9 protein-coding genes and 2 tRNA genes are annotated in these 11,122 nt (G+C 68.0%); 6 read left to right on the top strand and 5 right to left on the bottom strand.

Going from position 1 to position 11,122, the window contains the following annotated elements; translation table 11 throughout:
• Positions 1-462 precede the first annotated feature (462 nt).
• Positions 463-993 (top strand): YbhB/YbcL family Raf kinase inhibitor-like protein, encoded by a 531-nt coding sequence (locus ACH442_RS46465; RefSeq protein WP_396344625.1) that lies wholly within the window; start codon positions 463-465, stop codon positions 991-993.
• 79 nt (positions 994-1,072) lie between these two features.
• On the opposite strand, the gene ACH442_RS46470 is transcribed toward ACH442_RS46465, so the two are convergent.
• Entirely contained in the window at positions 1,073-1,786 is a 714-nt protein-coding gene (locus tag ACH442_RS46470) for a class I SAM-dependent methyltransferase (RefSeq protein WP_396344626.1), read from the bottom strand.
• A 279-nt stretch (positions 1,787-2,065) separates the two neighbouring features.
• Here ACH442_RS46470 and ACH442_RS46475 point away from each other — a divergent pair, with 279 nt between their 5' ends.
• Positions 2,066-4,054, top strand: a complete 1,989-nt coding sequence (locus ACH442_RS46475; protein ID WP_396344635.1) for a hypothetical protein — start codon at positions 2,066-2,068, stop codon at positions 4,052-4,054.
• Between the two features lie 319 nt (positions 4,055-4,373).
• Here the strand turns inward: ACH442_RS46475 and ACH442_RS46480 are convergent, their stop codons facing one another.
• Positions 4,374-5,090 carry a hypothetical protein gene (locus ACH442_RS46480; protein ID WP_396344636.1) on the bottom strand — a complete coding sequence of 239 codons (717 nt, stop codon included), beginning with the start codon at positions 5,088-5,090 and terminating at the stop codon, positions 4,374-4,376.
• A 328-nt stretch (positions 5,091-5,418) separates the two neighbouring features.
• Between ACH442_RS46480 and ACH442_RS46485 the strand changes: the two genes are divergently transcribed.
• Positions 5,419-6,945 carry a peptide deformylase gene (locus ACH442_RS46485; protein ID WP_396344627.1) on the top strand — a complete coding sequence of 509 codons (1,527 nt, stop codon included), beginning with the start codon at positions 5,419-5,421 and terminating at the stop codon, positions 6,943-6,945.
• Here the strand turns inward: ACH442_RS46485 and ACH442_RS46490 are convergent.
• Positions 6,942-8,051 (bottom strand): globin domain-containing protein, encoded by a 1,110-nt coding sequence (locus ACH442_RS46490; protein ID WP_396344628.1) that lies wholly within the window; start codon positions 8,049-8,051, stop codon positions 6,942-6,944. The two genes, ACH442_RS46485 and ACH442_RS46490, sit on opposite strands and share 4 nt — an antisense overlap.
• Positions 8,052-8,158: 107 nt before the next feature.
• Here ACH442_RS46490 and ACH442_RS46495 point away from each other — a divergent pair, with 107 nt between their 5' ends.
• Positions 8,159-8,941, top strand: a complete 783-nt coding sequence (locus ACH442_RS46495) for a CPBP family intramembrane glutamic endopeptidase (RefSeq protein WP_396344629.1) — start codon at positions 8,159-8,161, stop codon at positions 8,939-8,941.
• Here ACH442_RS46495 and ACH442_RS46500 read toward each other — a convergent pair.
• Complete coding sequence (locus tag ACH442_RS46500; protein WP_396344630.1) at positions 8,890-9,546, bottom strand: hypothetical protein; 657 nt, start codon at positions 9,544-9,546, stop codon at positions 8,890-8,892. The two genes, ACH442_RS46495 and ACH442_RS46500, sit on opposite strands and share 52 nt — an antisense overlap.
• 673 nt (positions 9,547-10,219) lie before the next feature.
• On the opposite strand from ACH442_RS46500, the gene ACH442_RS46505 reads away from it, so the two are divergent.
• Together ACH442_RS46505 and ACH442_RS46510 are read left to right on the top strand one after the other, a co-directional pair.
• A tRNA-Ser gene (locus tag ACH442_RS46505) sits at positions 10,220-10,309 on the top strand.
• A gap of 39 nt (positions 10,310-10,348) precedes the next feature.
• Positions 10,349-10,421 (top strand) — tRNA-Arg (locus ACH442_RS46510).
• Between the two features lie 187 nt (positions 10,422-10,608).
• Here the strand turns inward: ACH442_RS46510 and ACH442_RS46515 are convergent.
• On the bottom strand, positions 10,609-10,806 hold the full coding sequence (locus ACH442_RS46515) for a hypothetical protein (protein WP_396344632.1): 198 nt from the start codon (positions 10,804-10,806) through the stop codon (positions 10,609-10,611).
• Positions 10,807-11,122 lie beyond the last annotated feature (316 nt).

Genomic DNA, 11,122 nt, shown 5'->3' on the forward strand with positions numbered 1-11,122 from the left:
CGGCGCCTCCCGCGCCGCCCCGCGCCCGGCGCCTCTGCGCGGCGGGCGCGGGGCCCCCGCCGGCCCACACACCGCCCCCCTCCGCGCTCGCTTGGGCGGCCCCCCCCCCCCCGGCGGGCGCAATGCGGGGGCGTCGGGTCAAGCCGGGCGTCGGGAAGGACCTGAGGGGAACATGGGTCCAGCCGGCACCCGTCACAGCGGGTGCCGGCTGGCTTGGACCGATCGCAACCAGGCGCGGGGATCTCGGCCGCACGCACCCGGTCGGATGTCTGACAGAAGCATCGCCCGGCATCGCGATCCCGGTGCGCACCACCTGTGCGTTTACCCGTACGAGGGACGGCACCGCGCAATACCGGCGAAAGGCCGCCGACATCTACGGCGGTTACTCTCGGCCCATCGCGGGAAAGCGCCAGAACCTGCTGAGCCACCCAGGTCAGCTGAGCTACTTCGCCGGAGGCCCCGATGAGTCTTGACCGAGCTCTGGCCCCTGATCCGTACGATCTGCTGCCGCAGGTGCCGTCCTTCACGGTGACCAGCGCGGATGTGACGGACGGGCAGCCGCTCGACGAGTTGCACGCCCACACGGGTGTCGGCGGGAAGAACCTGTCGCCGCAGTTGTCCTGGTCCGGGTTCCCCGAGGAGACCCACGGGTTCGCTATCACGTGCTTCGACCCGGACGCGCCGACCGGGAGCGGGTTCTGGCACTGGGTGGTGGTCAACCTGCCGGTCTCGGTGACCGTTCTTGATCGGGGCGCCGACCCCCTGCCGGAGGGGGCGTTCTGCGTCCGCAACGACTACGGCGAGCGGGCCTACGGCGGGGCCGCGCCGCCGCCCGGTGACCGCCCGCACCGGTATGTCTTCGCGGTGCACGCGATCGACGTCGACGCGCTCGAGGTCGCGCCGGACGCGACGCCCGCCTACGTCGGCTTCAACCTGGCTTTCCACACGCTGGCGCGGGCCACGATCCGTCCGACCTTCGAGGTGCGGGGCTGACCCGCGGCGGGTCGAGGTCCGACGGAAACGCAGAGGCGGCGGCCGGGTCGGCCGCCGCCTCGCTTGACTCAGTACGCCGTCAGCGTGGCGTCCGGGCGACGGCGAAGACCGACTGGCCGAACGGCGGGTGGATGATCCGCTCGGCGGCCTTGGTGACCGGGAGCACGAGCGAGTCGTACACCTTCACCATCGGACCCTCCTTGGGGGCCAGCTTGAAGATGCTGGTCGCGCCGTAGTAGCCGATCAGGCCCAGCGCGTTCGCGTAGTGCAGCTTCTCCATCTCGAGGCCCGCCTCGGCGAACGCCGCGCCCAGCGTCTTCTTGGTGTAGCGCCGGATGTGACCGGTGGCGATGTCGACCTGGCTCATCGCGAACATGAACGCCGGCACGATGATGATCACGCGGCCACCGGGGCGGACCAGGTCGCGCATGCTGCGCAGCGCGCCCACGTGGTCCTCGATGTGTTCCAGCACGTTGTAGGAGACGGCGGCACTGTACTGCCCGTCGGCGTCCTGCGCGGGCAGCAGCATCTGCCGCACCTCGATGTTCTGGTGCCCGGCCATCCGCTCCTTGAGCAGGACCAGCCGATCCGGGTCGGCTTCGGTGGCGGTGAAGCGCGGGAGGTGCTCGGCCCACTCGATCGCGTAGTCGCCGAGGCCGCTGCCGATCTCGATGGGGTTGTCCCCGAGGTATGGGAGAGCGAGCTCGACGAACCACCGGCGGTGGTTCACAGCCGTGGCAAGGCCTTCGAGCACTTCGGACTGGATCCGCTGGTCTCCAGTGATGTCTGCCATAGGTGAGGTTCCCTCGTCTTGCCGATCTGATGCTGACAGCGGGACCGGTGAAGTTAACCACCTATCGCCGCTATCCGAAAGTTGACTGCTGTGTCACGCCGATTTTTGGCCTGATTGAGACATAGGTAGATGGGGTATACGCGCGGGTTACGGGTTGCTCCGGCGTCGCGCTGCGGTTGATCCATGGACACGCGGAAAACACGCGTACATATCGTCTCTATCACGCTGCGGGCGCACACCGCGGAACTCTTCCCAACCTCGGTTAGGCTCGCCGATGCTATGACGATTACGGGTTTTGACTCGACGAGCCAGACGGCCGGTGAGAACGTTCTGCCGCCCCGCCAAGTGACCGCAGCCGAGGACCTGGACGCCGAGCTGCGCGCACTTGAGGGCGGCATCGAAACGGCCGCTCCGACCTCCCCCGCTCCGGCCACAGAAGTTGCGGATGAGCAGGTCAGAGTGCCTGCGCGGCGCCGTCCTCTGTGGCGTGTCGTCACGTGGCGCGACGTTCTCGCCATAGGCAGCTTCCTGGCTGTCGCCCTCTTCGTCACCGCGCCGTTGTGGCTCAATCTTGATCATGAGTTGCGCGATGATCCGCAGGATCAGGCTTTCTTCGAGTGGATGCTGGCGCACGGTGCCCGAGTGCTCACGGATGGCGTCTATCCGTTCTTCTCGGATCGCATGAATTACCCCGATGGGGTGAACATGATGGCCAACACCTCGGCGTTGGCTGTTTCGCTGCCACTGACGCCCATCACTCTTCTCTTTGGTCCGCATGTGGCGTTCAACGTATTTCTTACGGGCGCATTGGCTTTAACCGGTACCTCGTGGTATCTGGTGCTCTCACGCCGCGTGGTCGCCTCGCGACTGGCCGCGTGGGTCGGGGCGCTCTTCGCCGCGTTCGCGCCGAGCATGATCGCCCACGCCGCCGGCCACCCGAACATCGTCTCCCAGTTCGTGGTCCCGCTGATCATCTGGCGGACCCTGGAGCTGCGCGTGCCCGCTCGCGCGGTACGCAACGGCCTGATTCTCGGTGGTCTGCTGATCTGGCAGGCGTTCATCAACCTCGAGGTCCTGTTGATGACCGCGGTCGGGGTCGGCGTGTTCTGCCTGGTGATGGCCCTGGTCCGGCGCCGGCGGCACCGCGGTGAGGCGCTCGCGTTCCTGCGTGGGCTGGTCATCGCCGCCGCGGTCACGGTGGCCGCCCTGGCGTACCCGTTGAGCGTGCAGTTCTTCGGCCCGCAGTCGTACCAGGGTCTGTCCGTTTATGTTCGTAGCTTCGGCGCGGACCTCGGATCCTTCACGGCCTACTCGACGCACTCGGTGGCCGGTAACCCGGAGGTGCCGCTCACGCTGGCGCAGAACCCGTCGGAGCAGAACGCGTTCTTCGGCTGGGGCCTGGTCGTCCTCTTCTTCGGGCTGGTCCTCTGGCTGCGGCGCAGCGCGGCCGTGCTCACCCTCGGATTTCTGGCGCTGCTGTTCGGGGCGATGTCGCTCGGACCGCGCATTTACCTGGACGGGAAGGACACCGGCGTTCCGGGCATCTGGGCGTTCCTGCACCACCTGCCGGTGCTGAACTCGGCCGTCCCGACCCGCTGGGCGATGGCGATCGTGCCCGTCGTCGCGATCGTCCTGGCCCTCGGCTGTCAGCGTGCCGCCGACCTGGTCCGTACCCAGCCGCACACCCGCGGCCCGATCCGCGTCGCGATGATCACCGCGGTGGCGATGGCCCTCGTGCCGCTCGTGCCGGTCCAGCTCGCCGCGGTCCGGATGGACCCGGTCCCGTCCTTCGTCACCTCGGGCGCGTGGCGGCAGTACGTGGACGACAGCCACACCGTGGTCACCCTGCCACTGCCGGACAGCTCGTACCCGGATCCGCTGCGCTGGAGCGCCTACACCAAGCAGGACATGCGGATCGCCGGGGCGTACGCGCTGCTCCCGAACCAGAACCCGCAGGATCCGGCCGACCACACCGCCGCGTTCGCTCCGCCGTGGCGGCCGACCAGCGGGCTGATGGCCTCGATCCGGCAGGGCAACCCCACCCCCGACGTGACCGACGCGCGGCGCGAGATGACCCTCGCCGACCTGCGTTACTGGAAGGCCGGCGTGGTCGTGCTGACCCCGCAGACCCGTGACATCGAGATGTTGCGCACCATGTCGGACCTGCTCGGCTTCCGCCCGACCTGGACCGGCGGGGTCTGGATGTGGGACGTCCGCCACCTGGTCGACAACCCGGACGCGGTGGTCTCCGCCGACGGCGACAGCTGACCAGTTCGCGCACCGGCTACGGCTGCCCCGTTCCTTCTCGGCGACAAAGCATGTCGAGTGGTTCGGGTGGCTGCGGCGGTCATGGGTTTCTTGTGCCCCCGACCGCCGGTTTGTATGCCATCGGGAACGGCGGCGTTAGTCACGTCGCGGGCGACCGGCCCGCGGGTCGAATCTTCACGACGTACGGCGGGAATCTGATTTTGATCTGGTCGGGCCGCGACCGGAAGGCGGCCGGAAGTCGTCGCAGCCGCGTCGTTCGGGGAATGTTGGATTGCGAACGGGCGCGGCCGTAATCCGATAATCGGAAAACCGCGACCGGTCAGGGTTTGATGCAGCAGCCGGGGCAGAGTTTCGGTGTCGGCAGGGTGAAGGCCAGGCAGCACGTCTTTCGCTGGACGTCGAGCTTGCCGTGGCGCGCGGGCACCAGGTCGATCAGGTCGCGGATGCCGAGCGCGCCGAGCAGCAGGTCGATCGACTCGGCCGAGGCGCCGGGGGTGATGTCGGCCGAGCGCAGGATCCCGTAGGCGATGCCGGAGGCCAGCGAACCGAGCAGGGGGCGCCTGCCCAGGCGGACCTGGGTGTGGATGGCGTCCAGCAGGGGCGTCAGGTGCTCGTCGAGCAAGGTCCGGCGGAATTCCGCGAGGAGTGCGGTCTCGTCCGCGACGACGACCGCGTCGGGGTGGCCGCTGAGCGCGAGCGGGTCGTTCGGCAGGACCGCGACCGGAATCCCGGGGCGCACACCGACCGTGATCATGACGCTCGGGTTGGCGAAGCTCGTCATGACGTTACTGGCGGTCATCAGTGGGACGCGCCGTGCGGAGGCCCAGCCGAGGACCGCCGGAAGAGCGAGCCAGTAGGTGTACGCCTTCCAGGCGAGGGCGGCGGCGGCGTGCGGCTGCGCGTTCCAGCGGCGGCCGGCTGACTCCAGCAGGGTGGTCAGCGCCGGGCCGGTGAGGTCGCTGGCGGGTGCCCATCCGGCCTGGTCAGGCACGGTCAGCCCGGGGGCCAGCGAGGGGGCCCGGAAGCCGCCGAACATGGCGTCGAGGGTGTGGGTCACGGGTGCCAGCGGGTGGGGACCGGTGAGTTCCAGGGTGAGGGTCACGCGTTCACCAGCTTCTCCACCTCACCGCTTCACGCAGTCTCGACGGCAGTGCTCCAAGGCGACCGAGAGTACCCGGTTAAGGGTAGCCTAACCAACAATGTACCTGGGATTTTTGGGATCAATACCCTCTGCAAGGATTACCTGACGTAGCGTTGCCGGACTGCCGGTTTTGTCAAGGTACCTGTCGGCAACGCGCTACTAGCCCCATCCGGATACCCGATGCCGTGACACTGAGAGTGCCGTCGCGAAGGGGACATCCGTGATGACCACCTCGCCCATTGAACGGGCCGCAGATCAGTTCGTTACGGCGCTTGCGCAATGGCGGGTCGAGCGCGGAATGACAAAGAAGCAGCTCGCTGCGCGCATGGGCTTCGATCCCTCCTATGTCAGCCACGTCGAGGGCCGCCGCCACAAACCGACCGAGGACTTCGCCCGCCGGGCCGAGGCGGTGCTGGGTGCCGGTGGGATGATCTGGCAACGCTTCCAGGAGTACGACGAGCTCCGGCACGCCCGCGGGGTGATGCACCGGGACCCGCCGGTGCCGGCCCAGTGGCTGCCACCCGGAACCGGCCTGGTCGTGGAGCGCGAGATCGCCGAACTGGCGTACATCGGGGGCGCCTACCGCTGCCGGGTGCGTCGCTCGCTCTACAACGCCGGGACCGAGGCGGTCACCCGGTACCTCGTGAAGATCTCCGTCGACCGGTACCCGAACGACCCGCCCGGCTCCAACCGGCACCACCGCGAGCACCCGCTCACGCTCGACGACATGGACGTCCACGCGGTGGCCGGCGAGGGCGACGCGGCCGAGCCCATGCAGTGGCGGATCAAGCTCGACCGGGACGCGGCCAAGGAACTCTGGCTGCTGTTCGCCAACGAGCGCGGCCAGTTCCCGCTCTACCCCGGCGAACGGACCACGATCGAGTACGCCTACACGGTCGGTGAGGAGAAGTGGGGTCAGTGGTTCCAGCGCGCCGTGCGGCTGCCCACCCGCTCGCTCACCGTGCGCCTGGACTTCCCGGAACGCTTCGAACCCCAGGTGTGGGGCGTCGAGGTGTCCCTGAACGCGGAAGTCCCGGTACGCAGTCCCCTGGAACGCCGCAATGAGGGAGGTCGCGCCATTTTCGAGTGGTCCACCGATCAGCCTTTGTTGAACGCCCGGTACCGTTTGGAATGGCGGTTCCGCGGCCCCGACGCCCCGCAGTACGAGGACCTCGCACCCTCCGAGCCGACCCTGCCCCGCGCCTCGCACCGGATGCGCGGAATCGGAATCATCCAGCGCGGCTCCGACCTGCTCCGCCAACGCTCCCGGCACTTCCAGCTGCCCCGCGAGGTGCCGGCCGCCCGGGAGACGGTCACCCGGCTGCTCACTTCCCTCGCCCAGTTGGAGGACCTGCACGAGTTCAGCAAGGGCGTGGGGCTGGCCGCGTCACAGATCGGGATCCCGGTGGCCGCCGCCGTGGTCCGCCCACCGGAACGCGAGATCGACCCGGTGGTGCTGCTCAACCCGCGTGTCGTCGGCGAGTCGACGGAGTGCGACGAGCAGTACGAAGGGTGTCTCTCCTTCTTCGACTACCGCGGCCTGGTCGCCCGGCCACTGCGGATCGAGGTGGAGCACGCGCGCTTCGACGGCACGAGGGTGGTGACCGTCTTCGAGCGGGCCCTCGCCCGGCTCGTCAGCCACGAGATCGACCACCTGGAAGGCCGGTTGTACGTGGACCGGATGGCACCGGACGCCAAGCTCGTCCCGATCGCGCAGTACCAGCAGACCGGCCGGCCCTGGGATTACTAGTCGCTGAACGCGTCGTACTTGACCCGGATCGAGGGAACCTGCAGCTCGGCCAGCGTCCGCAGGGTCGACTTGACCATGGCGCCGGAGCCGGAGACGAAGAAGTCGTGCTCGTTCCACGGGCCGTACCGGGCCACCACGTCCGAGATGTTGCCCTGCTCGCCGGCGAAACCCGGGTCGTCGCTGCACGCCGTCACCACGGACAGCCAGGGATAGCGGGCCGCCAGCCGGTTCAGGTCGGCCAGGTCGTACAGATCCTCGCGGGTCCTCGCACCGAAGAAGACGTGCACCCAGCGGGTCCGGTTGTACCGGGTCAGTTCCTCCAGCAGCGACTTGACCGGCGCCAGGCCGGTGCCGCCCGCCACGAACACGGCGTCCCGGGTCGATCTTCGGTCCAGCGTCATCGACCCCATCGGGGCAGCCAGCTTGATCATGTCGCCTACTTGCAGCTTGCGGACCAGCGCGCTGGACACCCAGCCGGCGCCGAGCGCGCGGACGTGGAAGTCCAGCGTGTTGTCGCGCCGCGGGGCGTTCGCCGGTGAATACGTGCGCCACAGCCGCGGCTGGTACCGGGTCGCCTCCAGGCTCAGATACTGCCCGGCGCGGAACTCCAGCGGCTGCATCGGCAACACCGTGAAGACCGCGATGTCCCGGGAACGGCGCTCGTGCTGGACGACCTCGCCATACCAATATGGCGGATTCTGATCAGCGTCGGCGCCGGCCAGCATCTTCGACGCGATCACCGCGTACGCGTCGGCCCACGCCTGGTCGTACTCGACACCCCACTGCTCGCCGGCGAACGCCCGCATCGACTCGATCAACGCCCCGCCCACCACCTCGTAGTGTTCCGGGATCACGTGGAACTTGCGGTGATCCCGCCCCAGCGCACGCAGGTAGTCGTCGAACCGCTCGGGATCCTCCAGGGTCTGCACGGCGGTGACGACCGCGCTCAACAGGCGGGTCCGCTGCACGTCCATGTGGACCGGGAAGAGCTCACGAAGGTCCGGGTGCGACAGGAACAACCGCGCGTAGAAATACCCGGCGACCTTGTCCTGATGCTCCTCGACGAGACTCCAGCTCTCCTTGAGCAAGCGTGCGAGGTCTCCCATGCATTCAGGGTGGTCAGCACAGTCGGGAACACGACGCACTTCAAGTGCGACTCGTCACCTGCCGCTTGTCTATATGACCGATTTTGTGCCCTCGTAGAGTGGGCCGCGTGACTCTCGAAGGACAGCAGTCCACCCGATCGGCGTACCCCGCCGAGATCGCCATCGTCCTGCTGCTGTCCCTCGGACAGTCGGCGATCTGGTCGGTGGTGTCGCTGACCGCCAAACTCACCGCCGGCAAACCGCTCGCCAGCCAGACCGCGACGCTGAACCCGACCACGTCGGCCCGGCCCTACCTCGACCTGACCAACCAGCTGCTCGGCATCGCCTTCGACCTGATCCCGGTGCTCCTCGTCTGGTACCTGCTGCGCCGCGACGGCCTGCGACCCGGGCGCGACCTCGGCATCGACTTCCGGCGGCCCGGCTTCGACATCGGCTGGGGCGCCGGACTCGCCGCCGGAATCGGGATCCCCGGGCTGCTCCTGGTCTACGCCGCCCTGCAACTCGGGCTGAGCGCACAGATCGTGCCGAGCGGGTTGAACGCGTACTGGTGGACGGTTCCGGTCTTGATCCTCGCCGCGATCCAGAACGCCGTGCTGGAAGAAGTGCTGGTCGTCGGCTACCTGATCACGCGACTGCAGCAGATCGGCCGGCTGACCGTTCCACTGATCATCCTGTGCTCGGCCGTGCTGCGCGGCTCCTACCACCTCTACCAGGGCTTCGGCGGCTTCATCGGGAACGTCGTGATGGGCGTCGTGTTCGCGCTGTTCTACCTGCGGACGAAACGGGTAATGCCGCTGATCGTGGCGCACAGCCTCCTCGACACCACCGCGTTCGTCGGCTACGAACTGCTCCCCGACTCCTGGCTCAGCTGGCTGCAATACCACCCGTAACGGCGCTCGGCCCGCGTCGCGACCGCCTCCGTCGCGTTCCGGCCACCCAGAACCGCGCTGACCAGCGACGTTCCCGGCAGCACCCGATCGGCCAGGCGCAGCGCCGCCCAAGCCGCGCCGCTGCGATAACTCGGCAACAACACCAGGATCTCCGCGGCGCGCTCCGGACCAGTCGGATCCACGCCGTAGGCCGCGGCGAGATGCAGCACCAGACTCGCATGCGTGATCGCCGCGCTACCGACAAGAGCAATTGGCGCGTACGTCCCGGAAAGCGCACTGAGCAGGCTGCGCCGGCCGGCCGCGCGGGTGAAACGGGCCGTGGCCAGGCGGGCCAGCGCCTGCGGAGTGGCCGTGGGGTAGGTCGCCCGGGTGCGTTCGGCCCAGGCGGCGGCCCGCGGACCGAAGATCTCGACGGCGGCATCGGCCAGGAGTTTCGGGGCGTTCCGGGGGTCGGCGAGCAGGCGGGGCCAGAGGTCGAGCAGTAGTTGGTCCGGGGTTGGGGCCTTTACTGCTGGTGGGGTCGGTGCTGGTTCGACCGCTACGGGGGTCGGTGCTGGTTCGACCACTGCTGGGGTCGGTGCTGGTTCGACCGTTACTGCCCCCACTGCCTCCACTGCTTCTACCGGGGGCTTTGCCTCGACCTCCGCTGCGGGCTTTGCCTCAACCTTCACTGCGGGCGTCGCCTCGGGCGGGGTGGTCTTGCGGGGGCGTTTTGTCGGAGCAGTCCGCTTCGTCGGCTCGGTGGGCTCGGCCGGGGTAGACACCGCCTTCGCGGGCGTGGTCTTCGCGGCGGCGCGGGCCCTCGGCGCCGCTTTCTTCGCCGGGGCCTTCTTCGCGGGGCTCACGCCGTCATCGACGGGACGCGCCGGGCGGGGTGTGCGAGTGGGCTTCGCCACATTCGCCGAGGTGCCGGCCGCTGGTTGTGGCTCGGGTGCCTGCTCTCGCGTACCCGCAAGAGGGGTTGGAGTGGTTCTTGACGGGTGACCTTCAGCACTCGTCCCGGGGCGGGGCGGTTGGAAAGTGACCGTCGGCGGTGCCCCGCGGCGCGACGGCCGAGCGGTCGGCTCCTCCGACTCCGGCGCGCTGAAGGGCGCACGCGGATCCCGGGCACGCGGCGTCTGCTTCTCCTCCATCCTGCGCAGCGTAGTCGCAACCGCAACGTTTCGCCTGTTCGTGGCCTTCGTGGCAGATCTTCGGGAGGTTTCGGGCCGACCTCTTTGTGCGGGCCTCAAGCGGTCCGGTATCCTCAATCCTCGGTGACCTTCACGGGTCACCGGAGGAGACTTCGCCTAGTCTGGTCTATGGCGCCGCACTGCTAATGCGGTTTGGGTTAACCGCCCATCCCGGGTTCGAATCCCGGAGTCTCCGCGCAAAAGTCGGTGTGTATGCTGACTGAGCACTGAACGAGCGCCCGTAGCTCAATGGATAGAGCATCTGACTACGGATCAGAAGGTTAGGGGTTCGAGTCCCTTCGGGCGCACTTCGTGAAAAGGCCGTGACCTGCGGAAACAGGGGTCACGGCCTTTTTCGTTCCCACCTTTGGGCCCGGAAATCCCATGCTTTGGGACCGTGGTGATCCGATGGTGATCCGGTGTCGAGCAGCTGTCCGTCCGGATGGGTGCTGACCAGTGTTTTTGGGTCCGGCGGGTCTGCTCCGCTGCAGTGCGTCACTTCGAGTTGCCCGGTGTCGGGATGGTCGGCTCCGGTACGTGGGTCGGTATGCCGGCCGTGTTGAGGAAGACCAGTAGGGCCGCGCTCAGTGCATCGAGTTTGTCGTCCTCGATGAATGCTAGGCCGTAGTCCGCGATGCAGGCGGCAACGCCCACGGTCACATTCCGGATGGAGCAGTCCTGTCGGAGAACCATCGCCCTACCTTTTTCTCGATGTCATTGCTGGTGTCTCGCACCGCCGTGCGTCGGCGATCTCCCGTGACCGGCGGCGGACCATGCTGGGCGTAATGCAGGCCTGAGGGCGTCTTGCCGGCCGAGTGAACGTGCGTGGCCATCATCAGACGTTCCCGGGCGCGTTTCGGTATGTCGACCAGCGGCCTGTCCAGTCCGCCAAGTCGTGCATCCACCCTGCGGTGTGTTCCGCCCCGGGTTTGATGGAGACATCCAAACCTGGGAGAGAATCTCGCTATGGCGGCACCGAAGAAGTACCCCGATGAGCTGCGTGAGCGGG

The organism is Actinoplanes sp. NPDC020271 (assembly GCF_044388125.1).
Classification (GTDB): domain Bacteria; phylum Actinomycetota; class Actinomycetes; order Mycobacteriales; family Micromonosporaceae; genus Actinoplanes.